This is a genomic window from Blastococcus saxobsidens, from assembly GCF_002938435.1.
Taxonomy (GTDB): domain Bacteria; phylum Actinomycetota; class Actinomycetes; order Mycobacteriales; family Geodermatophilaceae; genus Blastococcus; species Blastococcus saxobsidens.
The window spans coordinates 22826-45060 of the sequence record NZ_POQT01000005.1; the positions used below are offsets into that span (position 1 = coordinate 22826).

At 74.4% G+C, this 22235-nt stretch carries 21 protein-coding genes and 1 pseudogene; 9 read left to right on the forward strand and 13 right to left on the reverse strand.

All coding sequences use genetic code 11. The features are described from left to right. Positions 1–23: 23 nt before the first annotated feature. The gene (locus C5507_RS04310; protein WP_207225676.1) at positions 24–977 is read left to right on the forward strand and encodes a phytoene/squalene synthase family protein; all 954 of its coding nucleotides are present in this window, start codon (positions 24–26) and stop codon (positions 975–977) included. On the opposite strand, the pseudogene C5507_RS23030 reads toward C5507_RS04310, so the two are convergent. The 3 genes and pseudogenes from C5507_RS23030 to C5507_RS04325 all read right to left on the reverse strand — a co-directional run. After that, positions 974–1171 (reverse strand): annotated as a pseudogene (locus C5507_RS23030) (lycopene cyclase domain-containing protein); the annotation flags it as partial. The gene C5507_RS04310 and the pseudogene C5507_RS23030 sit on opposite strands and share 4 nt — an antisense overlap. Positions 1172–1179: 8 nt before the next feature. After that, positions 1180–1545: a lycopene cyclase domain-containing protein gene (locus C5507_RS04320; protein ID WP_104527310.1), complete on the reverse strand. Its 366-nt coding sequence runs from the start codon at positions 1543–1545 to the stop codon at positions 1180–1182. Positions 1546–1587: 42 nt separating this feature from the next. Further along, positions 1588–1911 carry an Rv2175c family DNA-binding protein gene (locus C5507_RS04325; RefSeq protein WP_104527311.1) on the reverse strand — a complete coding sequence of 108 codons (324 nt, stop codon included), beginning with the start codon at positions 1909–1911 and terminating at the stop codon, positions 1588–1590. Between the two features lie 13 nt (positions 1912–1924). Between C5507_RS04325 and C5507_RS04330 the strand changes: the two genes are divergently transcribed. The 4 genes from C5507_RS04330 (at position 1925) to C5507_RS04345 (ending at position 7387) form a co-directional block, all read left to right on the forward strand. Then, entirely contained in the window at positions 1925–3067 is a 1143-nt protein-coding gene (locus C5507_RS04330; protein WP_104527312.1) for an alpha-hydroxy acid oxidase, read from the forward strand. An 82-nt stretch (positions 3068–3149) separates the two neighbouring features. Next, the gene (gene pknB, locus C5507_RS04335; protein WP_104527313.1) at positions 3150–5135 is read left to right on the forward strand and encodes a Stk1 family PASTA domain-containing Ser/Thr kinase; all 1986 of its coding nucleotides are present in this window, start codon (positions 3150–3152) and stop codon (positions 5133–5135) included. A 13-nt stretch (positions 5136–5148) separates the two neighbouring features. Further along, positions 5149–6078 (forward strand): deoxyribonuclease IV, encoded by a 930-nt coding sequence (locus C5507_RS04340; protein ID WP_242610981.1) that lies wholly within the window; start codon positions 5149–5151, stop codon positions 6076–6078. Between the two features lie 142 nt (positions 6079–6220). Continuing rightward, on the forward strand, positions 6221–7387 hold the full coding sequence (locus tag C5507_RS04345) for a S8 family peptidase (protein WP_104527314.1): 1167 nt from the start codon (positions 6221–6223) through the stop codon (positions 7385–7387). A 48-nt stretch (positions 7388–7435) separates the two neighbouring features. On the opposite strand, the gene C5507_RS04350 is transcribed toward C5507_RS04345, so the two are convergent. Genes C5507_RS04350 through C5507_RS04360 form a run of 3 tightly spaced genes read right to left on the reverse strand, consistent with a single transcriptional unit; the run spans position 7436 to position 10872 of the window. After that, a complete protein-coding gene (locus tag C5507_RS04350) occupies positions 7436–8470 on the reverse strand; it encodes a threonine aldolase family protein (protein WP_104527315.1) in 1035 nt (344 codons plus the stop codon). Then, entirely contained in the window at positions 8463–9800 is a 1338-nt protein-coding gene (locus C5507_RS04355) for a class II 3-deoxy-7-phosphoheptulonate synthase (RefSeq protein ID WP_428839416.1), read from the reverse strand. Before C5507_RS04355 ends, C5507_RS04350 begins: the two co-directional genes overlap by 8 nt. Positions 9801–9846: 46 nt before the next feature. Beyond that, entirely contained in the window at positions 9847–10872 is a 1026-nt protein-coding gene (locus C5507_RS04360; protein WP_104527317.1) for a 6-phosphofructokinase, read from the reverse strand. A gap of 229 nt (positions 10873–11101) precedes the next feature. Between C5507_RS04360 and C5507_RS04365 the strand changes: the two genes are divergently transcribed. After that, positions 11102–13243 (forward strand): methyl-accepting chemotaxis protein, encoded by a 2142-nt coding sequence (locus tag C5507_RS04365; protein ID WP_104527434.1) that lies wholly within the window; start codon positions 11102–11104, stop codon positions 13241–13243. A 60-nt stretch (positions 13244–13303) separates the two neighbouring features. On the opposite strand, the gene C5507_RS04370 is transcribed toward C5507_RS04365, so the two are convergent. The 6 genes from C5507_RS04370 to C5507_RS04395 all read right to left on the reverse strand — a co-directional run bounded on the left by C5507_RS04370 (position 13304) and on the right by C5507_RS04395 (position 17174). Continuing rightward, the gene (locus C5507_RS04370) at positions 13304–13936 is read right to left on the reverse strand and encodes a hypothetical protein (protein WP_104527318.1); all 633 of its coding nucleotides are present in this window, start codon (positions 13934–13936) and stop codon (positions 13304–13306) included. A gap of 10 nt (positions 13937–13946) precedes the next feature. Next, complete coding sequence (locus C5507_RS04375; protein WP_104527319.1) at positions 13947–14240, reverse strand: GlsB/YeaQ/YmgE family stress response membrane protein; 294 nt, start codon at positions 14238–14240, stop codon at positions 13947–13949. A 150-nt stretch (positions 14241–14390) separates the two neighbouring features. Next, positions 14391–14840, reverse strand: a complete 450-nt coding sequence (locus C5507_RS04380; protein WP_130504172.1) for an STAS domain-containing protein — start codon at positions 14838–14840, stop codon at positions 14391–14393. 101 nt (positions 14841–14941) lie between these two features. Continuing rightward, a complete protein-coding gene (locus C5507_RS04385) occupies positions 14942–16150 on the reverse strand; it encodes a PucR family transcriptional regulator (RefSeq protein ID WP_207225675.1) in 1209 nt (402 codons plus the stop codon). Between the two features lie 86 nt (positions 16151–16236). Next, on the reverse strand, positions 16237–16725 hold the full coding sequence (locus C5507_RS04390) for a polyadenylate-specific 3'-exoribonuclease AS (protein WP_104527321.1): 489 nt from the start codon (positions 16723–16725) through the stop codon (positions 16237–16239). Continuing rightward, entirely contained in the window at positions 16725–17174 is a 450-nt protein-coding gene (locus C5507_RS04395; protein ID WP_207225674.1) for a RidA family protein, read from the reverse strand. Before C5507_RS04395 ends, C5507_RS04390 begins: the two co-directional genes overlap by 1 nt. Positions 17175–17224: 50 nt before the next feature. On the opposite strand from C5507_RS04395, the gene glpK reads away from it, so the two are divergent. Beyond that, positions 17225–18700 carry a glycerol kinase GlpK gene (glpK, locus tag C5507_RS04400; protein WP_104527323.1) on the forward strand — a complete coding sequence of 492 codons (1476 nt, stop codon included), beginning with the start codon at positions 17225–17227 and terminating at the stop codon, positions 18698–18700. A gap of 3 nt (positions 18701–18703) precedes the next feature. Here glpK and C5507_RS04405 read toward each other — a convergent pair whose 3' ends face one another. After that, the gene (locus C5507_RS04405) at positions 18704–19618 is read right to left on the reverse strand and encodes an SDR family oxidoreductase (RefSeq protein WP_104527324.1); all 915 of its coding nucleotides are present in this window, start codon (positions 19616–19618) and stop codon (positions 18704–18706) included. A gap of 120 nt (positions 19619–19738) precedes the next feature. Here C5507_RS04405 and C5507_RS04410 point away from each other — a divergent pair, with 120 nt between their 5' ends. Both C5507_RS04410 and C5507_RS04415 read left to right on the forward strand, forming a co-directional pair. Continuing rightward, positions 19739–21280: a flavin-containing monooxygenase gene (locus C5507_RS04410; protein WP_104527325.1), complete on the forward strand. Its 1542-nt coding sequence runs from the start codon at positions 19739–19741 to the stop codon at positions 21278–21280. Continuing rightward, positions 21277–22227 (forward strand): alpha/beta fold hydrolase, encoded by a 951-nt coding sequence (locus tag C5507_RS04415; RefSeq protein ID WP_104527326.1) that lies wholly within the window; start codon positions 21277–21279, stop codon positions 22225–22227. Before C5507_RS04410 ends, C5507_RS04415 begins: the two co-directional genes overlap by 4 nt. Positions 22228–22235: the final 8 nt, after the last annotated feature.

Sequence of the window (22235 nt, forward strand, 5' to 3'; positions counted from 1 at the left end):
ACGAGCGCCGGCGAGGAGGACTCGTGACCACGCTCCGGCCCCCGGGCACCCAGGCCGCCCGCCAGGCCCAGCTGGCCGCGGCCTACCGGCACTGCGCCGCGATCGCCGCCGAGCACGGCAAGAGCTACCACCTGGCGACCCGGCTGCTCACCGCCGACCGGCGTCCCGCGGTGCACGCGCTGTACGCCGCGGCCCGGGTCGCCGACGACTTCGTCGACCTCCCCGGCGCCGATCCGGCCGGAGACCTGATGACCTGGTCGAAGGCGCTGCTGGAGGAGCTGGAGTCCGGCTGGTCGGAGGACCCGGTGCGGCTGGCGCTCGTGCACACCTACCGCCGCTACGACATCCCGCTGGAGCACCTGGTCGACTTCCTGGCCGCGATGACCAGCGACCTCGACGTCACCGGGTACGCCGACCTGGACGCCCTCGACCGGTACATGTGGGGGTCCGCGTCGGTCATCGGCCTGCAGGTGCTGCCCGTGCTCGGCACCGCCCCCGGGGTCGCCCGCGAGGAGGCGGCACCGCACGCGATCGCGCTGGGCGAGGCGTTCCAGCTCACCAACTTCCTGCGCGACGTCGGCGAGGACGTCGACCGCGGCCGGGTGTACCTGCCCGCCGACCTCATGGCCGCGCACGGGGTGACCCGGGAGCAGCTGGCCGAGAAGCGGTTCGACGACGGCTTCCGCGAGCTGATGCGCGAGATGGTGGCGGTCGTGCGCCGCCGCTACGACGACGCCGCCCCGGGGACGCCGATGCTGGCGCCGGAGTCCCGCGACTGCGTGCGCGCGGCCACCGCCCTGTACGGCGGCATCCTCACCGAGATCGAACGGGCGGACTACCGGGTGCTCGACCGGCGGGTGTCGGTGTCCAAGCCGCGCCGCCTGGCCGTGTTCGCCCGCCGGTTGACCGCCGCCCAGCTGGCCAGGGTGAGGGTGACCATCGCGAACCCGAACAGCAGGTCCTCCACCGGCGCGTAGGCGATCCGCGGACCCCAGATGGTGCGCTCGTCGTAGGTGACGACGCCCAGGCCGGTGAGCACGCCGTTCATCAGCAGCTGGAAGGTCACGATGATCGCGTAGGCGGTCCAGAAGACCTTCCGGGTGACCATGCGGGTGCGGTAGACGGCCAGGTCCACCACGAGGACGGCGACGACGGCCGTGACCGCCAGCATGCTGTAGCTCACCGCGCCGCCCCCTCCCCCGCCGGCAGGGCCTCCTCGGCCGGGTAGCCCGCGTCCCAGCCGGTCACCTTCCGCACCGCCTCCAGGGCCAGCACCGAGCACAGCGGCACCACGAGGAAGAAGAGGACCTCCTCGACCGGGATGCCGCCGGGCAGCCGGACGCCGAGCGTGCGGACGTCGGAGTAGTCCCAGTGGCCCTGGGCGATGGCGTACAGCACCCAGACCACGAAGACGACGAACTCGGGCACGACGGCCACGAGCAGCCGCCGCCAGCGGGCGTAGACCCGCACCCGCAGCACCAGCTCCAGCGGCGCGGTCACCACCAGGCAGCCGGCGAGCAGCGCCAGGTACGTCAGATGGCCCACGGGGTCAGCTTCGTCCCGGTGCCGCCGTCCGGATGCACCGGCTCAGAAGGCCAGGGCCTGGGCCCGGCGGGTGACCTCGGTGTGCCGGTCGTCGCGGAGCGCCTGCACCGGGGTGCCGGGGAGCGTCTCGTCCTCCCGGAACAGCCAGTCGAAGGCCTCCTCGTCGGTGAACCCGCCGTCCTGGAGCACGGTCAGCAGACCCGGCAGGTGCTTGAGGATCACGCCGTCCTGCACGAAATCGGCGGGGATCTTGCCGTTGCCGCTGCCGGGGACGGCCATGAGCTTCCGGTCGCGCAGCAGCTGGCGGACCCGGTTGGGCGAGGTGCCCAGCAGCTGGGCGACCTCCGTCGGGGTGAGCGTGTCCATAGAGTGCCAGCCTATGGCGAGCGGCGGACGGGTGGGCAGGCCGGTGCCGGGGCAGCGGCGGCGGGCCGTCGGCGAGGAGACGCCGGAGGACCGCGAGCTGCCGTTCCTGGACCTGGACGCGCTGGAGGAGCAGGCGCGCGACCTGCTGCCGGGCGAGGTCTTCGACTACTACGCGGGCGGTGCGGAGACCGAGACGACGCTGGCCGAGGCGACCGCGGCCTGGCGGTCGTGGCGGCTGCGGCCCCGGGTGCTGCGCGGGATCGGCGCCGTGGACCTGCGCACCGAGCTGCTGGGCACCCCGGTCCGCACGCCGATCGGCGTCGCCCCCTGGGCCTACCAGGGCATGGCCCACCCCGACGGCGAGCTGGGCACCGCCCGGGGCGCGGCCGCGGCCGGCGCCCTGATGACCGTCTCGACCAGTGCCACGCACACCCCGGAGGAGGTCGCCGCGGCCACCGATGGCCCGCGGTGGTTCCAGCTGTACCGGCTGCACTCCGCCCGGCACACCGACGACCTCGCCCGCCGCGCCGGGGACGCCGGCTACCGCGCGCTGGTGCTCACCGTGGACCTTCCCCTGCTCGGGCGGAGGCGCCGCGACCTGCGCTCGGACTTCGCGCTGCCCGCGGACCTGCGGCTGGCCAACTCCCCGGCGGACGGCGGCGCTCCGGAGCTGCAGCCGCACGCCCCGGCGCCGTGGACCTTCGACGACATCGCCCGCTTCGGGGACCTGTCCCGGCTGCCCGTCGTCGTGAAGGGCGTGCTGCGGGGCGACGACGCCGTCCGGTGCGTCGAGGCGGGCGCCGCCGCCGTGTGGGTCTCCACGCACGGCGGCCGGCAGGTCGACCCCGCCGTGGCCAGCGCGCACGCACTGCCGGAGGTGGTGGCGGCGGTGGGCGAGGACGCCGAGGTGTACGCCGACGGCGGCATCCGGTCCGGCTCCGACGTGCTGACCGCGCTCGCGCTCGGTGCGTCGGCGGTCTTCCTCGGCCGCCCGGTCGTCTGGGGCCTGGCCACCGGGGGCGACGCGGGTGTCACCGGCGTGCTCGACGGGCTGGCCGAGGAGCTGGCGCACACCATGGCGTTGTGCGGACTCCCGGAGGTGCGGTCGGTGCCGCGGGACACCGTCGTGCCGGCCGGCGTGATCCGGCGCACGTGACCATTCGTCACAGGCGCCCCGGTTATCCCCTCCGCCGCGTCGCGGGACGACCAGCGCCCTCGGCGCTCCTACACTCCTCAGGGTGGACACCGCCGTGACCGACCCCGTGGTCGGGCTCGTTCTCGAGGGGCGCTATCGCCTCGAGGAACGGCTGGCGCGTGGTGGCATGTCCACGGTCTACGCCGCCACCGACCTCCGGCTGCACAAGACCGTCGCGGTCAAGGTCATGGCCGAGCACCTGGCGCACGACCCGACGTTCGTCGACCGGTTCACCCGCGAGGCGCGGGCCGCCGCGATGCTCAGCCACCCCAACGTCGTGGGCGTCAGCGACCAGGGCAGCGACCAGGGGCTGGTCTTCCTGGTCATGGAGCTCGTGCGCGGCCGCACGCTGCGCGACCTGCTGAGCGCGCGGGGGCGGCTGACCGTCGCCGAGGCGTTCGCCGTCCTCGAGCCGGTGCTCGCCGGGCTCACCGCCGCCCACCGGGCCGGCATCGTGCACCGCGACATCAAGCCCGAGAACGTGCTGATCGGTGTCGACGGCGTGGTGAAGGTGGCCGACTTCGGCCTCGCCCGTGCCGTCGTCGGCACCGGGCAGACCAGCCAGACCGGCGGCGTCCTCATCGGCACCGTCGCCTACCTCTCCCCCGAACAGCTCGAGCGCGGCCGGGCCGACGCCCGCAGCGACATCTACGCCGCGGGCATCGTGCTGTACGAGATGCTCACCGGCCACCCGCCCTTCGGCGGCGACACCCCGCTGGCCGTGGCCTACCAGCACGTCCACCACGACGTCCCGGCCCCGTCCGCGGAGGTCCCCGGTCTGCCGTGGCAGGTCGACGAGCTCGTCGCCCGCACCACCCGGCGCGATCCGGCCGGGCGGCCGATCGACGCCGGTGCCTTCCTGGCCGAGATGTCCGACGTCCGCCGGGACCTGGGCATCGACCCGGTGCCGGTGCCCACCGGGCACAGCAGCGCCGGCCCGGACACGCTCCGCCCCACCAACCGGCCCACCCGGCCCCGCCCGCACGACCGGCACCCCAGCGACCCCGGCACCGCGGTGCTCGGCGGGCGCTCGCGGGGCGGCCGGACCAGCATGCTGCCCGGCATGGGCGCCGGCCCGACCACCGACGTGCACGGCCGACGTCCGCAGCCGGCCCGCCCGCGTCCCGGTGTCCCGGACCACATCCGCCGCCGCCGCTCCCGGCTGATCGTGGCCGTCATCGCGCTGATGGCCGTCACCGCCGGCGCGGTGGGCTGGTGGCTGGGCATGGGCCGCTGGACCGACGTCCCCTCCCTGGCCGGCAGGCAGCAGGACACCGCGATCGACCTGCTCCAGGATGCCGGCCTCGACCCGGACCCGGTCGTCGCCGAGTGGAGCGAGACCGTGCCCGAGGGCGAGGTCATCTCCACCGACCCGGCGTCGGGCGAGGTCATCCGCGGCACCGACGTGCGCGTCGTCGTCTCCAAGGGGCCGGAGCGCTACGAGGTCTCCCCCGACCTGGTCGGCAAGCCGGTCGAGGAGGTGGAGACGGCGCTGGAGGGCCTGCCGGTGCAGGTCACCCGCGGCGAGGACTTCGACGACGCGCTCCCGCCGGGGGCCGTCATCCGCTTCGATCCGGCCGCCGGCACCCCGCTCAAGCGCGACCAGGTGGTCACCGTCGTGGTGAGCCAGGGCCGCGCCCCCGTGGCGGTGCCCGACGTCACCGGCCAGCAGCCCGACCAGGCGACCTCCAACCTCGAGGCGCTGGGTTTCGTCGTCGAGCGGGTCGAGGACGGCCGCAGCGACCAGGTGGACGCGGGCGAGGTCATGGCCGTCACCCCGGCGCCGTCGGCCGGCCCGGTGCCCTTCGGCAGCGTGGTGAAGATCCAGGTGTCGGCGGGCGTCCCGCTCGTCACCGTCCCCGACGTGCGCGGCAAGACCGGTGACGAGGCGACGCAGATCCTCCAGGCGGCCGGCCTGACGGTGGAGGCCACCCGCTTCTTCGGCAACAGCGTGCTGCGCCAGAGCCCCGCCGCCGGCGAGACCGTCGAGCGCGGCACCCCCGTCACGATCCTGCTCAGCTTCGGATAGGTCCCTCTCCCCCGTGCCCTCCACCTCCTCCGGGGTGCCGCCCATCGGCGCGCACATCCAGATCAAGGGCGGCCTGGCCAAGGGCGGCCTCGCCTACACCGACGCCGTCGCTGCCCGCGCCGTCCAGGTGTTCGTCGGCAACCCGCGCGGCTGGAAGCTCACCGCCGGCGACCCGCGGCAGGACGCGCTGTTCACCGCCGGCTGCAGCGAGCGCGGTGTGCCGTCGTTCGTCCACACGCCGTTCCTGGTCAACGTCGGCTCCCCCACCGACGCCACCATCGAGCAGTCGATCGCCTCCATCGTGCACAACCTGCGCCGCGGGGCGCAGCTCGGCTGCCGGGGCGTCGTGGTGCACGCCGGCTCGGCGGTCGGCGAGGACCGCTACGACGACGCGCTGCGCCAGCTGCACGAACGGCTGCTGCCGGTGCTCGATGCCGCCGACCCGGACGGGCCCCGGCTGCTGATCGAGCCCACCGCCGGCGGCGGCAAGGCGCTGGCCGCCACGGTCGAGGACCTCGGCCCCTACTTCGCCGCGCTGGAGGACCACCCGCTGCTCGGCGTCTGCTTCGACACCTGCCACGCCTGGGCGGCCGGCCACGACCTGTCCGTGCCCGGCGGCATGGCGGCCACCCTGGACGCGCTGGAGGCCACGGTCGGCGCCGGCCGGCTCGGCCTGGTGCACGTGAACGACTCGCTCGACGAGTGCGGCTCCAAGCGCGACCGGCACACGACCATCGGGCAGGGCCTGATCGGCTCCGGCAGGTACGGCACCGGCCCGTTCGCGGAGCTGCTGCGGCACCGCACCACCGCGGGCGTGCCGATGGTGGTCGAGACGCCGAGCGAGCGCGACGGGCACCCCTCGGCCGGGCACGCGGCGGACATCGCGCTGCTCTGCGCCCTGCGCGACGGCCCCTCGACGGCGCTCCGGGCACCGGCCGCCTGACCGCCGGCGACACGCCCGGCGCTCGCGACGCGCCGTCGCCACCTGGGACGGGGGCCGTCAGCCTTCCGGACTGCCCCGTCGTCGGTTTCACTCTGCGCACCCCCGTCGCTGCAGGGAGCAGCACCGGTCACGAGGAGAGCCCGTGCAGATCCGCAGAACCCTGGTCGGCGCAGCCGTCGCCGCCCTGACCACCACCGGGGTGGCCGCCACCTCCGGCACCGCAGCGGCCGCCCCCGCGCCCGCCTCGGCCGTATCCACCTACATCGTCACGGTGGACCCGTCCACCGTGCCGGCACAGGCGGCCGCCCGCGCGCAGCGGCAGTTCGGCGGCCGGATCACGCACGTCTACGACGCGGTCCTCGACGGCTTCGCCATCCGGCTCCCGAGCGCTGCCGCCGACCGCCTGAGCACCATGGCCGGCGTCGTCGCCGTGGAGGCGGACCTCCCCGTCCAGCTGAGCACCACCCAGGAGCAGGCCACCTGGGGCCTGGACCGCATCGACCAGGCGGCGCTGCCGCTGAGCACGACCTACGGCTACGTCAACACGGGCGCGGGGGTGACCGCCTACGTCATCGACACCGGAATCCGCCTGGACCACGCGGATCTCGGTGGGCGCGCGATGCCCGGCTTCGACGCCTTCGGCGGCACGGGGGTCGACTGCAACGGGCACGGGACGCACGTCGCGGGCACCATCGGCGGGACGGCCCATGGCGTCGCGAAGGCCGTGGACCTCGTCGCCGTCCGCGTGCTCGACTGCAATGGCAGTGGCAGCACCTCCGGCGTGATCGCCGGCATCGACTGGGTCACCGCGCAGCACGGGCCCGGCCAGCCGGCGGTGGCGAACATGAGCCTCGGCGGCGGGGCCAGCACCGCCCTGGACACCGCGGTGAAGGACTCGATCGCCGACGGCGTCACCTACGCCGTCGCTGCCGGCAACGGCAACCGGGCCGGCAAGCCCCAGAACGCCTGCAACTACTCCCCGGCCCGCGTGCCCGCCGCGCTGACCGTCGCCGCCTCCGACCGCGCCGACGAGCCGGCCTCCTTCAGCAACTACGGGTCCTGCGTGGACCTCTTCGCACCGGGCGTCGGGATCACCAGCGCCTGGCACACCGCCGCCACGGCCACCAGCACGATCAGCGGCACGTCGATGGCGACCCCGCACGTGGCCGGTGTGGCCGCGCTGTACCTGCAGGGCGTCCCGGCCGCGTCACCGGCCACGGTGGCCTCGGTGATCCAAGCCGCGACGACGAAGAACGTCGTCCCGACCACCCGGACGGCGAACAACGACCTGCTCTTCACCGCCTACTGAGCCGAGCGTTCCCGGGGCCGGGTCGTCCGTACGCGCGGGCGGCCCGGCTCAGCGGTCGAGGATCTCCGCCAGGACGTCGGCAGCGCGGTCGATCGCCGGCCGGTCGACGTCCAGGTGCGTGACCAGCCGGATGCGGCGGGCGCTCACCTGGCTGACCAGCACGCCCCGCGCCTTCGCCGCCTCGGCGACCAGGGGCGCGGCGACGTCGTCGAGCACGACCATGTTCGTGTGCACGGTGGCCGGGTCGACGCCCAGCCGCTTCGCCAGGTGCTGGGCGTTCTCGTGGTCCTCGCCCAGCCGCGGCAGGTGGTGGTCCAGGGCGTACCGGCAGGCCGCGGCCAGCACGCCGACCTGGCGCATCCCGCCGCCGAGCCGCTTGCGCCACAGCCGGGCGGTGGCGATCCGCTCCGCCGACGCCACGAGCACCGAGCCGACCGGCGTCCCCAGGCCCTTGGAGAAGCAGACGGAGGCGGTGTCGGCCAGGCGGCCGTAGGTCGACAGCTCGACGCCGGAGGCGACGTGGGCGTTCCAGATCCGGGCCCCGTCGAGGTGGACGGCGACGCCGGCCCCCCGCGTCCAGGTCCAGAGCTCCCGCAGCTCCTCCAGCGGCTGCACCAGCCCGCCGCCCCGGTTGTGCGTGTTCTCCACGGCGATCGCCGCGGTGGCGGTGAGGTGCCAGTTGTCCCGCGGCCGCACCTGCTCGATCAGCTGGGCGGCGTCGAGCCGGCCGCCCGCCGACACCACCGTGCGCGTCGAGATGCCGAAGATCGCCGCGGCGGCGCCCATCTCGTAGGTGACGACGTGGGCGTCGGCGTCGCAGAGGATCTCCTGGCCCGGCTCGCAGACCAGGCGCATGCCGATCTGGTTGCCCATGGTCCCGCTCGGCACGAAGAGCGCTGCCTCGTGGCCGAACATGCCGGCGACCCGCTCCTCCAGCGCCGTGACCGTGGGGTCCTCGGCGTAGACGTCGTCGCCCACCTCGGCCTCGGCCATGGCGCGGCGCATCCCGGCGGTGGGCCGGGTGACGGTGTCGGAGCGGAGATCGACGAGGGTGGGCCGGGTGGGGGACGCGACGTCAGCCACGCAGCATCTCCGCCACGAGGAACGCCAGCTCCAGCGACTGACCGGTGTTCAGCCGGGGGTCGCAGGCGGTCTCGTACCGGCTGTTGAGGTCGGCGTCGCTGATCTCCATCGCGCCGCCGAGGCACTCGGTGACGTCCTCACCGGTGAGCTCGACGTGGATGCCGCCCGGCCAGGTGCCCAGCGCCCGGTGCACGTGGAAGAAACCCAGCACCTCGTCGACGACGCGGTCGAAGTGGCGGGTCTTGTAGCCGCTGGGCGACTCGTGGGTGTTGCCGTGCATCGGGTCGCACTGCCACACCACCTGGTGACCGCTGGCGGTCACCTTCTCCACGATGCCGGGCAGCACGTCGCGGATCTTGCCGTTGCCCATCCGGCTGATGAGGGTGAGCTTGCCCGGGACGCCGTCGGGGTCCAGGCGCTCGACGAGCTCGGTCGCCTGCTCGGGGGTCGTCGTCGGGCCGATCTTCACGCCGACGGGGTTGGCCAGCTTCGAGACGAACTCGATGTGCGCGCCGTCCATCTGGCGGGTGCGCTCCCCCACCCACACGAAGTGCGCGCTCAACGCGTACGGGCGGCCCTCGTGCACGCGCAGCAGCGCCTGCTCGTAGTCGAGGATCAGCGCCTCGTGGGAGTTGTACAGCTCCACCCCGCGCAACGCCTCGGAGTCGATGCCGCAGGCCTTCATGAACGCCAGCGCCCGGTCGATCTCCCGGGCGATGACCTCGTAGCGCACACCGGCCGGCGAGCTGGCGACGAAGTCCTTGTTCCAGTCGTGCACGGCGTGCAGGTCGGCCAGGCCGCCGCGCGCGTAGGCGCGGATCATGTTCATGGCCGCGGCGGAGTTCGCGTAGGCGCGGACCAGCCGGTTGGGGTCGGGGATGCGCTTCTCCAGCACCGGCTCCAGCGAGTTGACCATGTCCCCGCGGTAGGAGGGCAGCCCGAGCGCATCGGTGTCCGACGACCGGGGCTTGGCGTACTGCCCGGCCACCCGGCCGACCTTCACCACCGGCACGCTGGCGCCGTAGGTGAGGACGACGGCCATCTGCAGCAGCGTGCGCGTGGTGGCCTGCAGGTGCGGCTCGGTGTTGAGGTCGAAGGTCTCGGCGCAGTCGCCGCCCTGCAGCAGGAACGCCTTGCCCTGGGCGACGTCGGCCAGCTGGGCGCGCAGGGCGTCGACCTCGGCGGGCGCCACGATCGGCGGGACCGTGGCGAGCGTCCCGAGGACCGTGTCGAGCGCGGCACGGTCCGGCCAGCGCGGCTGCTGGGCGGCGGGCAGCTCCCGCCAGCGGTCGAGACCGGGCACCGCCTGCGCGGAAACGGGAGAACTCACGCCCATGAGGGTACGGCGCCCCCGGACGTGCCCCGCACGACGCGTCTCAGCCGAAGAACACCTCGGCCTCGGCGTAGCGCTCGGGCGGGACCAGCTTGAGCTGCGCCGTCGCCTCGCTCAGCCGGACGCGGACGATGTCGGTGCCCCGCAGCGCGACCATGATCCCGGTCGCCCCGTCGTGCACGGCGGCGACCGCCGCCAGCCCGAAGCGGGTGGCCAGCACCCGGTCGAAGGGGGACGGGGTGCCGCCCCGCTGGATGTGGCCGAGCACGACCGCCCGCGCCTCCCGGCCGGTCCGCTCCTCGATCAGCGCGGCGAGCGCCGGGCCGATGCCACCCAGCCGGACGTGGCCGAAGGCGTCCTTCGCCCCCGTGGACAGGACCAGGTCGCCGTTCGCGGGCTTGGCACCCTCCGAGACGACGACGATCGGGGAGAACCCGGAGGCGAACCGGTGCCGGCAGTGCTCGACCACCGCGTCCACGTCGAACGGGTGCTCGGGGACGAGGACGACGCTGGCCCCGCCGGCCATCCCGGCGTGCAGGGCGATCCACCCAGCGTGCCGTCCCATGACCTCCACGACCAGCGTCCGGTGGTGGCTGTCGCCGGTGGTGTGCAGCCGGTCGATGGCCTCCATCGCGACGCCGACGGCGGTGTCGAACCCGAAGGTGTAGTCGGTGGCGTCGAGGTCGTTGTCGATCGTCTTCGGCACGCCCACGACCCGCACGCCGGCCTCGCCGAGCCGGGTGGCGACCCCGAGGGTGTCCTCCCCGCCGATCGGGATGAGCGCCTCGATGCCGAGGCGTTCGAGGGAGGCCAGCACGCGCTCGGGCCCGCCGTCGACGGCGTAGGGGTTGGTGCGCGAGGTGCCGAGCACGGTGCCACCGCGGGGCAGGATGCCGCGGACCGACGCCAGCTCCAGGGGGACGCTGTCGCCGTCCATGACCCCCCGCCACCCGTCGCGGAAGCCGACGACCTCGTCGCCGTGCCCGGTCACGCCCTTGCGGACCACCGCGCGGATGACGGCGTTGAGCCCCGGGCAGTCACCGCCGCCGGTCAGGATGCCGATGCGCATGTGTTCCTCCCTGCGGACGGACCAACCGGGGCAGCTGCCGCACATGCTGCCGCAGGTCGGCCCGCTGACGACGGGCTTCGTGCGCGCCCCATCCGTCCCATCCGTCACGCCGGATGACGAACGAGTCACGAACCGTGCGTTCCGTGCCGGATCCGTCCTGATCTGCCGAGGTACGCAGGGACAGCGGGACGGACCGCTGCACATACCGGAAAGGCCGAACATGCGCTGGATGAACCTGCCTGTCTGGGCGGCGCCCTCGAACTGGGGCATCCGCACCAAGGTGGTCGCGCTCTCGGTGGCCAGCGTCGCCGTCACCGGTGTGGCCATGGGCGGCGTCAGCGCCTGGCAGAGCGGCGGCTTCGCCGACGACGCCGAGCGGGACGTGCGCGCGCTGGTGGACGACGACATCTCGCGCACCGCGGCCGGCGTCCACGACGTCGTCGCCACCCAGGGCGCCTCCACCGCGGCCAAGGTCGACTCCGACCTCGCCACCGCCTTCTACGTGCTGAACCAGGCCGGCGGCTTCTCCGTCGACCCCTCGGGCAGGAACCCGGTCAACTGGGAGGCGAAGAACCAGATGTCGGGAGAGGTCACCCCCGTGACGCTCCCGCGGGTGCTCATCGGCGGCGAGTGGCTGGGCCAGAACAGCGACGCGGCCGTGCCGACCCCGGTCGTGGACACCATCAAGGACATGGTCGGCGCGACCGTGACCATCTTCCAGAAGACCCCCGACGGCAGCTTCCTGCGCGTGGCGACCAACGTGCAGGCCGCCAGCGGCGCCCGCGCCATCGGCACCTACATCCCCGCGGTGAACCCCGACGGCAAGCCGAACCCGGTCGCCGCCGCCGTGACGCGGGGCGAGACGTTCCGCGGCAACGCCTTCGTCGTCGACTCCTGGCTCGTCTCGGCCTACGCGCCGCTGTACGGCCCGGGCGGCGACGTGACCGGCGTGCTCTACGTCGGCGTCAAGCAGGAGAACCTCCCCGCGCTGCGCGAGAGCCTCAACGCCACCACGGTCGGCGAGACCGGCCACATCGAGGTGTACGGCGGCACCGGGGACCGCGCCGGCAACGTCCTGATCAGCCCGGACGCCGTCCGGGACGGCGAGAACATGCTCGAGGCCACCGACGCCGAGGGCGCGGCCTACGTGCGGGCGATCGTCGAGGCCGGCGTCGGCCTGGAAGGCCGGGAGCAGGCCACCGTCCGCTACGTCGACCCGGAGGCCGGTCCCACGACGGTGCGCGTGTCCTACTACGCGCCCTGGGACTGGGTGATCGCCACGGTGGCCCGGGACAGCGACTTCGCCGGCCCCGTGGAGTCCCTCGAGAAGGGCCGCTCCGACATGATGACCGCGCTGTGGATCGCCGGCCTGGTGATCGCCGCGCTCGGTGGCGCGGTCGCCTACTGGGTCGGCCGGCGCCTCATCCAGCCGCTGCTCTCCCTGCGCGACCGGATGGCCGAGATCGCCGACGGCGAGGGCGACCTCACCCAGCGCACGGACGATTCCCGCAACGACGAGGTCGGCCAGCTGTCCGGGGCGTTCAACCGCTTCGTCGACAAGGTCGCCGGGACCATCCGCGACATCGGCCGCTGCGCGCAGGAGGTCGCCGGCTCCGCAGCCGGGGTCTCCACCGTGGCCGAGGGGCTGGCCGCACGGGCCGCCCGCAGCCGCGACCAGGCGCAGGGTGCGCACTCCTCGGCGGCGGAGATCAGCAGCAGCGTGTCCTCAGCGGCCGCGGGCGCCGAGGAGATGGGCGCCTCGATCACCGAGATCGCCCGCAGCGCCGCCGAGGCCGCCGAGGTCGGTCGTCAGGCCGCCTCGCTGGCCGAGCGGACGGAGTCGACGATCGCCGCCCTGGGCGCCAGCTCCGCCGAGATCGGGGACGTCGTCAAGGTGATCTCCGGGGTCGCCGAGCAGACCAACCTGCTCGCGCTCAACGCGACCATCGAGGCCGCCCGCGCCGGTGACGCCGGAAAGGGCTTCGCCGTGGTGGCCAACGAGGTCAAGGAGCTGGCGCAGGAGGCGGCCAAGGCCAGCGAGGAGATCGCCCAGCGCGTCCAGGGCATCCAGTCCGAGACCACGGCCGCGGTGCGCTCCATCTCCCAGATCGCCGAGGTCGTGCGCTCGATCAACGACCACCAGACGACGATCGCCAGCGCCGTGGAGGAGCAGACGGCCACCACCCGGGAGCTCACCCGCAGCGTGGCCACGGCCGCCGAGGGCGCGGGCACGGTGACCACCACGCTCACCGCGGTGAGCCGGGACGCCGACGACAGCGCCGCCGACGTCGAGCGCGCCCGCTCGGCCGCCCAGGAGCTGGACGGCCTGTCCAAGGAGCTCAACCGGCTGCTGGGGGTCTTCACCGTCTGAGCCGTCATCCCCGCACCAGGCAGGCCCCCTCCGCCAGTTGGCGGAGGGGGCCTGCCCGCGTCAGGGGCCGGTCAGGTCCCGGTCGGTCCTGACGTGGGGAACCGGCGAGCGCCCGCCGGCCGCCAGCCACCGGGCGACACCCTCGGGGTCCCGGCGGGCCAGCTCGTCGAGGAGCAGCTCCCGGAGCTCGGCGACCCGGCTGCGGTCCCGGGCCGACCGGAGCAGGTCCTCGGTCCGGAGCCAGGCGGAGACCAGCTCCGCGGTGGGCAGCACGCCCAGGACCGGCCGCAGCTCGGCCGGGTGCCCGACCCGCGGGCCGGGCTCCCCGGCCGCCAGCCAGTCGTCCACCGTGAGGGAGCCCACGACCAGCAGGAGCAGGACGACGACGCTGCCCAGCCCGCCCAGCGCCGGCAGGCCCGTGGCGAAGGGGAGGGCGAGGACGCCCGCGACGGCGGCGTGGACGACGGTACGGCGCGACGCGGCGTCCTTCGCGAAGTCCGGGCGGACCAGTGCCACCGCTCCGCCCACCAGCGCCCCGAGCAGCGGCGCGACCACCAACATCGACGACCACGACGTGAACAGTGCGCCGAACAGGGCGGTCGTGACGTAGAGCGTCGCGCCGAGGACCCGGCCCACCCGTACGGCGATCCGTATCGACGCCGGCTGCCCGGTGCGCGCAGCGGAGGTGCCCATGGGTCGTGGTTCAGGCCACGCCGCGGCGCGAGGTGGTGCCCGCCGCCCGCCGGCCGGAGATCCGGTTGTAGACCAGCAGCACGATCACGGCGCCGATGACCGAGCCGATGATCCCGGCGGGGCTGAAGCCCCGGTCGCGGAAGCCGCCGAAGAGCAGGCCGAGGACGAGACCGCCCACGACCGAGCCGCTCACCCCCAGCAGCAGGGTGGCGACCAGGCTCATCCGGTCCTTGCCGGGAACGAGCGCACGGGCGAGGAAGCCGGCGACGAGGCCGACGACGAGCAGCCAGAGCAGGGAGAGCATGGGGACTCCGTCCGGTTGGTGGGAAACGAGGTGCAGCAGGGAGGTGTCCGGTCCCGGGGCCGCGGACCCGGTGCCGCCCGGGCACCGTTCCCCCACCGCTGGTTGCCGGGGCCCGGAAACGTCACCCGCGCCGGCGCCGGATCACACCGCTCAGGCCGCCCGGCGCCGGCGGGGGCGGCCGTCCGGCTCGTCGGCCGGGACCGGCAGCCCCATCAGCGAGAGCAGCCGGCGCACCACCCGCGAGTGGTCGACCAGGACCACGTCCGCCTGCAGGGCCGGCGTGAGGCCGTGGGTGTCGACGAAGGTCACCCCGGACAGGTCCACGGCGATGAAGGCGGGACGGCTGGAGCGCACGTGGTCGAGGACGGCCGCCAGCAGCTCCCCGCCGACGAGGTCGAGCTCTCCGGCGACCACCACCACCGGCCGGGGGCCGTCCCACTCGACGTCCAGGGCCATCGCCCCCTGCTGCTGGTCCGGGGTCGATCGTCGGCACGGCTGCGCCATGGTCCGGGGACGGGGCCCGGAGGCACCCGGTCGGCGGGCCGGGGTGCCGGTGGAGCGGGCGCGGAACCGGAGGATCGGGTGGCTGTTCCGTGTCATGGTCCGACGCTAGGACCGTCGGGGCGCCGTCCGGCAGGCGCCGACCCGGACGACTACCGACCGGCCTCGTTGCCGTGTCCCGGCAGTTCCGGCGGTGCGGATCAGACGGTGCTGAGCGCTGTCGCCGGCCAGTCGAGCAGTCTGGCCCCGGTCACGGCGACCATGAGCGGCAGCTGGTCGGCCGGGTCGGCGGGGTCGTAGCCGGTGAGCTCCCGGACGCGCTGGAGGCGGTAGGTCACCGCCCGCACGCTCAGGTGCAGCCGGCGGGCGGCCGACGCGGCGTTCCGGCCGTCGGCGAAGTACGCCTCCACCGTCGCCACCAGCGCCTCGGGACCACCGCGCGCATCCGACAGCGGGCCCAGGACGGTGCCGACCAGGTCGGAGATGGCGGCCTCGTCGCGCAGGAGCACCCGGTACACCAGCATGTCGCGGGCATGGACGACCCGGTCCGGCAGATCGAGCCGCTCGGCCACCTCCAGCGCCTCCACCGCCTCGCGGTAGGACCGCAGGACGCCCCGCGGACCCGGGTGCGAGCGGCCCACGCCGGCCCGCCACCGCGGGCGCCGGGTCAGCCGCGCCACGGCCGGGCCGGCGGCCTCCGCCAGCGCGTGGCCGTCGCCGTCACGGCCCTGCGCCGGGCCGGAGGAGATGACGCTCACCAGGCGACCGTCCTTGGCCGCCACCAGCAGGCCACGGCCGCCGAAACGCATCCGCGCCTCGTCCTCGAGCCACTTCGTCAGGTGCATGCCGGAGTCGGCTGGGCGGTCGGTGGCCGCCACCGTCACGGTGTGGCTGCCCGTGAGGGCCAGACCCAGCCGCTCGGCGCGCTCGACCAGCGAGCCGACGTCCGAGCGACCGGTCAGCAGGTCGTCGACGAACTCCCGCCGGAAGGCCTCCTCCCGGCGGACCACCTCCCGCTGCGCCTCCTCGTGACCGGCGGCCAGCGCGGCCAGGGCGGTGTCCGCGCCCTGCCACACCGCCTCCCCCACCGCCACGAGCCCGGTCGAGCCGAGGGAACGTCCGCGGGCGTCGGCGACGAGCCGCGGCAGCCGCGGCCAGAGCCGGCGGGAGGCCGTCATGTAGAGGTCGACCAGCGCGGGCAGCGGCACGCCCTGCTCCGCGGCCCGCGCACCGAGGTCCCGGCAGTGCCGGGTCTCGGCGCGGGTCAGCCGCCGGTCGTGCACGGCCACCTCGACGAGGGCGGTCAGGTAGCCGTCCAGCAGGGCTCCGGGCAGTCCGTGCTCACGGGCGGCCGCCCCGGCCACCTCGGCCACCACCCCGGACGGCGGGGTCTCCTGGGCACGGCGCACCCCTGGCAGTCTTCCGCCCCCGCGGCCGGAGGCCAACGGGCGCCCCCGCGGGGCACGGCCGGGCGCCGCCCCGAGCCGACCCCGGATCAGCGGCCGGCGGACTCGATGGCCGCCCAGCGGGCCAGGTTGTAGCGGGCATCGACCAGCGCGTCGTGCGTCCCCGCCGGCTTGGGCGGCAGCGTGGGCCGCCCGCGGTCGTCCCACCGCTGGCGGAGCTCGCGGGTGAACCGCGGGATCGGGCGGGGCAGCGCCGGCATGGCGCCCCACAGCTGGCACAGCGCCACGTGGTCGTAGGCGGCGAACCAGGCCCAGAGCTCGATCTCCTCCCCCGGGGCGGTGAGGAACGACAGCAGGTCGTCGCGGATCCGCTCGCGGCTGCGCCACGCACGGTCCGCCGGGGAGGGCAGCTGGTCGAGCACGTTGCGGCGCACCCACGGGATCGCCCTGTCCGGGTCGAACTCGGTGCTGACCGCGTAGAACTCCCGGCCGGTCACGTCGACGACGCCGATGGACACCAGGTCGATCGTCGTGCCGTCCTCGATGAACTCGGTGTCGTAGAAGTAGCGCCGCACCATCACTCGTCCAACGTAACGGCGGGGTCGGGCGGGCCCGGCTCCTGCCACGAGTCGCGCACCGCGACCGCCTCGACCTCGACCAGCTGGTCGGGGTGCAGGAGCACCGTCACGCCGACCAGCGTGCTCGGTGCCGCGTGCCGGCCGAACGCCTCGCGCACGACCTCCTCCGCGACGCCGAGGTCGGCGCGGTCGGTGGTGGCGACGTACACGGTGGTCTTGAGGACGTCGCCGAGCCCGGCCCCCGCCGCCTCCAGCGCCGTCCGCAGGTTGTCCATGACCTGGCGCGCCTGGCCGGCGACGTCGCCCACCGCGACCGTCCGCCCCTCGGCGTCCAGCGGGCAGGCGCCGGCGGTGAAGACCATGCGCCCGGGGTCGGTCACGGCCGCGTGGGCGTAGGGCGCGGAGTCGGTCAGGCCCGGCGGGCGGACGAGCTCGATGCCTGGGGTCACGCCGCCGATCATGGGTCACGCGGGCGCCCGCCGCCCGCTAGGTTCGAGCCATGCCGGTGCTCGCGATCGATGCAGGGACGACCGGGGTCACCGCCCTGGTCGTCGACGAGCAGGGCGCGGTGCGCGCCCGTGGCTACCGCGAGTTCGCCCAGCTGTTCCCCCGCCCGGGCTGGGTCGAGCACGAGCCCGACGACATCTGGACCGCGACCGTGGCCGCCTGCCGGGAGGCGCTGGCGGCCGGCGACGAGCAGCCGACGTGCGTCGGGATCACCGACCAGCGCGAGACCGCGGTGGTCTGGGACCGCCGGACGCTGCAGGCCCCGCGGCCGGCGATCGTGTGGCAGGACCGCCGCACCACGGCGATCTGCGACCGGCTGCGCGCCGACGGCGTCGAGGAGCGGGTGGCGGCGCTCACCGGGCTGCGGTTGGACCCCTACTTCACCGGCACCAAGTTCGCCTGGCTCGCCGAGCACGAGCCGCGGCTCTGGACCGGGGTGCGCGACGGTGCGCTGGCGCTCGGCACCGTCGACTCCTACGTGATCGCGCGGCTGACCGGCGGCGCGGCCCACGTCACCGACGCCACCAACGCCAGCCGCACGCTGCTGTTCGACCTGGAGAAGGGCGCCTGGTCCGACGAGCTGTGCGACCTGTTCGACGTACCGCCCTCGGCCCTGCCGGAGGTGGTGCCGAGCTCCGGCGTCGTCGGCACCACCGACCCCGACGCGTTCCTCGGCCTGTCCCTGCCGATCGCCGGCATCGCGGGCGACCAGCAGGCGGCGCTGTTCGGCCAGGCCTGCTTCTCCCCCGGCATGAGCAAGTGCACGTACGGCACCGGTTCGTTCGTGCTCACCAACACCGGGTCCGACATCGTGCGCTCGGATGCCGGCCTGCTCACCACCGTCGCCTGGGACCTGGGCGACGAGCTGGTCTACGCGCTGGAAGGGGCCATCTTCGTCACCGGCGCCGCGGTGCAGTGGCTGCGCGACGGGCTGGGCCTCATCGACTCCGCCGCCGAGATCGAGGGGCTGGCCCGCACGGTCCCCGACTCCGGCGACGTCGTCTTCGTGCCCGCCCTGACCGGCATGGGCGCGCCGCACTGGGACCCGCACGCCCGCGGTGCGCTGCTCGGCCTGACCCGAGGTACCACCCGTGCGCACATCGCGCGGGCCACGCTGGAGGCCATCGCGTTCGAGGTGCGCGACGTCGTCGACGTGATGGTCGACGAGGCCGGGCTCCCGGTGCCCGAGCTGTCGGCCGACGGCGGCGCCAGCGCCAACGACCTGCTGCTGCAGCTGCAGGCCGACCAGCTCGGCGTCCCGGTCCGCCGGCCGCAGGTCACCGAGACGACCGCGCTCGGTGCCGCGTTCCTCGCCGGCCTGGGCACCGGGGTGTGGAGCAGCACCGACGAGCTGGCGCGGACCTGGGCGCTGGACCGGCGGTTCGAGCCGGCCGCCGGCGCCCGGGACGACGGCCGGCACGACCGCTGGCGCGCCGCCCTCCCCCGCGCCGGCGGCTGGACCGCCTGACGGCTATGCGGCGCCCGTGGACCGGTCGCCGACGGAGTTCCTGCCGAACTCGCGGCCCTTCAGCGCCTCGATGTCGCGCTCCAGCTGCGGCACCCGCTTGGCCGAGACCGCCATGGCGACCTTCTCGGCGAGCACGCCGGTGACCAGCTGGCGCAGCGCCGCCACGGTGCCGACCGATCGCGGCACGAACACCCGGCGGCCGCGGGTCTCCATGTTTCGCAGGAGAGCCTCGGCGCACGCCTCGACCGAGGTGAACGCACCCAGCGGTCCGGGCAGCTGCTTGCGCGTCTCCTTGAAGGTGGGCAGGGCCTCCTCCGTGTCGCGCACCATGTCGGTGTCGATCCACGTCGGGTGGGCGCTGGCCACGGTGACCCCGCGGTGGGCGACCTCCAGGCGCAGTGCGTCGCCGAAGCGCTCCACCCCGGCCTTGGACGCGCAGTAGGCGCTCATGCCCGGGAGCACGGTGAACGCGGCCGCCGAGCTGATCAGCAGGACGTGCCCCCTGCGCTCGGCGATGGCGGGCAGCGCCGCGTGGGCGGTGAGCATCGTGCCGATCAGGTTGACCTCGATGGTGCGGGCCAGCGCGTGGGCCGAGGACGTCATCACCGTGGTGAGCGGCGCGATGCCCGCGTTGGCCACGACGATGTCCAGCCCGCCGAACGTGTCGACCGTCCGCTGCACGGCGGCCTTCAGGGCCTCCGGATCGGTGACGTCGGCCTCCACCCACAGGTGCTCGGGGCCGAGCTCGTCAGCCACCCGCGCCAGCTCCTGCGGCTCCAGCCCGACCAGCGCGACGCGGGCGCCGCGGGCAGCGGCCTTGCGGGCCAGCGCGGCGCCGATGCCACGTGCGGCGCCGGTGATGAGCACCGACCTGCCGGCCAGGGGGATGCGCTTGCGCTTGCCGGGTCCAGCCGCCATGGGAACTGCTCCTGTCGGGTCGTCGCGCTCGAATTGAGCCTGTCCACCAGCCGTTGTAGCTTGTTGAGCGTTGCTCAGCAAGCGGAACGAGACCGTCGGAATCGACGAAGGAGCCCGATCGTGACCAGCACGCTCGAGACCCAGCCAGCCCCCACCTCCGCCGCCGCGGCAGGCGGTGTCCGCGAGGTGGGCGTCGCCATCATCGGCTCCGGTTTCGCGGGCCTCGGCATGGCGATCGCGCTCAAGCGCCGCGGGGAGACCGACTTCGTCCTCCTGGAGCGGGCCGACGACGTCGGCGGCACCTGGCGGGACAACACCTATCCGGGCGCGGCCTGCGACGTGCAGTCCAACCTCTACTCGTTCTCCTTCGCCCAGAACCCGGACTGGGGCCGGTCCTACTCCGAGCAGCCGGAGATCCAGGCCTACCTCCGGGGTGTGGCCGACCGCTTCGACGTCCGCCGGCACTGCGTCTTCGGCGCCGACGTGACCGCCGCACGGTGGGACGACGCCGCCCAGCGCTGGCTGGTCACGACCGCCGCCGGAGGGTTCCGCGCCCGCGTGCTGGTGTCCGCGGCCGGTGCGCTCGCCGACCCGACCTACCCCGACATCCCGGGGCTGGACTCCTTCGCCGGCACCGTCATGCACTCGGCCCGCTGGGACGACACCCACGACCTCACCGGCGAGCGGGTCGCGGTCATCGGCACGGGGGCCTCCGCCATCCAGGTGGTGCCCGCCATCCAGCCGGTCGTCGGCAGCATCGCCGTCTACCAGCGCACCCCGGCGTGGGTGGTCCCCCGCACCGACCACCCGGTCAAGCCGTGGATGCAGAAGCTCTACCGGTTCGTGCCGGGCTTCCAGAACGCGATCCGCGCCGCCCTGTACCTCTTCCGCGAGTTCCTGGTCATCGGCTTGGCGAAGAACCGGCGCTTCCTCACACCGGTCGGGAAGCTGGCCCGGGCCCACCTGCACCGCCAGGTGCGCGACCCCCGGCTCCGCAAGGCCCTGACGCCGGACTACACCATCGGCTGCAAGCGCATCCTGATCAGCAACGACTACTTCCCCGCCGTCGCGGCACCCAACGCCGAGCTGGTGACCGCCGGCATCCAGGAGGTCCGGCCGCACTCCGTCGTCGCGAAGGACGGCGTCGAGCGCCCCACCGACACGATCGTGCTGGCGACCGGTTTCCACGTCACCGACCTGCCGATCGCGGAGAAGATCCGCGGCCGCGACGGCCGTTCGCTGGCCGAGGTCTGGGAGAACGGCATGGTGAGCAACCGCAGCGCCACCGTCGCGGGCTTCCCGAACATGTTCCTGCTGGTCGGCCCGAACGTCGGCGTCGGCCACACGTCGATGGTCTACATGATCGAGTCCCAGGTGGCCTACGTCGACGACGCGCTGCGGACCATGGACGCCGAGGGCCTGGCCGTTCTGGAGACGATCCGCGAGGCGCAGGACGCGTGGCGCTCGCTGATCGCCGAGAAGTCGAAGGGCACCGTGTGGCTGGCCGGCGGGTGCGCCAGCTGGTACCTGGACGAGCACGGGCACAACACGACGCTGTGGCCCGACTTCACCTTCCGCTTCCGCAAGCTGACGCGAAAGCTCGACCGCGAGAACTACGTCGGCATCCCCGCCGGCACCGAGAGCCCGGAGGTGGCCGCGTGACCGCCCCGACGCTCCTCCGCCGGGTCGCCGCCGTCGACACCCCCGACGGCGCGCAGCTGCACGCCGTCGTCGACGGCTCCGACGACGCCCCCGTGACCGTGGTCATGGCGCACGGCTGGACGCTGGCCCAGGCCGCCTGGGACGACGTCGCGGAACTGCTCACCCCGCGCGTGGCGGCGGGCGAGCTGCGACTGATCCGCTACGACCAGCGCGGCCACGGCCGCTCCACGTGGGGGCGGTACGCCGACGACGTGGGCGAGCTCACCATCGACCAGCTCGGCGCCGACCTCGGCGACCTGCTCGACCAGCTGGCACCCACCGGACCGGTCGTGCTCGCGGGCCACTCCATGGGCGGCATGACGATCATGTGCCTGGCCGCCGCGCGCCCCGAGCTGTTCGGCGACCGCGTCCGCGGTGTCGCGCTTGTCTCCACGTCGGCCGGCGACCTCGCGCCCGCGGGCGAGAACCTGGCCGAGCGGTTGCAGCTCAAGCTGGCACCCGGCCTGGTCACCGTCGCGATCGGCGGCGCACGGGCGCTGGAGCGCATGCGCCGGTTGCTGCCCCCGACCCACCCGCGCCACCAGAAGCTCGTGCGCGAGCTGCTCTACGGCGCGGACGCCACCGCGGAGATGGTCCTCGCCGGGGCGGAGATCATGCACGCCTCGACCGTGCGCGCGTTCGCCGCGTTCTACCCGGCGCTCGGCGGGCACGACAAGCGCCAGGAGCTCAAGGCGCTCACGGACGTGCCGGTGGAGATCCTGGTGGGCGACAGCGACAAGCTGACGCCGAAACGGCACAGCCACCAGCTGGCCGAGGCGCTGCCCGACGCGACGCTGGAGATCCTCCCGCGCAGCGGCCACATGCTGCCCCAGGAGCGCGCCGGGCAGGTCGCCGAGGCGATCGAACGGCTGCTCGCCGCGGCGACGGCCGAGCGGGGCGCCGCATGAGGGATCAT

Excerpts from the sequence above, each read along its gene's own strand:
- C5507_RS04325 (WP_104527311.1), bottom strand. The coding sequence starts at position 1,911 with ATGGACACGCTCACCCCGACGGAGGTCGCCCAGCTGCTGGGCACCTCG.
- C5507_RS04330 (WP_104527312.1), top strand. The coding sequence starts at position 1,925 with ATGGCGAGCGGCGGACGGGTGGGCAGGCCGGTGCCGGGGCAGCGGCGG.
- C5507_RS04360 (WP_104527317.1), bottom strand. The coding sequence starts at position 10,872 with ATGCGCATCGGCATCCTGACCGGCGGCGGTGACTGCCCGGGGCTCAAC.
- C5507_RS04365 (WP_104527434.1), top strand. The coding sequence starts at position 11,102 with ATGAACCTGCCTGTCTGGGCGGCGCCCTCGAACTGGGGCATCCGCACC.
- C5507_RS04370 (WP_104527318.1), bottom strand. The coding sequence starts at position 13,936 with ATGGGCACCTCCGCTGCGCGCACCGGGCAGCCGGCGTCGATACGGATC.
- C5507_RS04375 (WP_104527319.1), bottom strand. The coding sequence starts at position 14,240 with ATGCTCTCCCTGCTCTGGCTGCTCGTCGTCGGCCTCGTCGCCGGCTTC.
- C5507_RS04380 (WP_130504172.1), bottom strand. The coding sequence starts at position 14,840 with ATGACACGGAACAGCCACCCGATCCTCCGGTTCCGCGCCCGCTCCACC.
- C5507_RS04390 (WP_104527321.1), bottom strand. The coding sequence starts at position 16,725 with ATGGTGCGGCGCTACTTCTACGACACCGAGTTCATCGAGGACGGCACG.
- glpK (WP_104527323.1), top strand. The coding sequence starts at position 17,225 with ATGCCGGTGCTCGCGATCGATGCAGGGACGACCGGGGTCACCGCCCTG.
- C5507_RS04405 (WP_104527324.1), bottom strand. The coding sequence starts at position 19,618 with ATGGCGGCTGGACCCGGCAAGCGCAAGCGCATCCCCCTGGCCGGCAGG.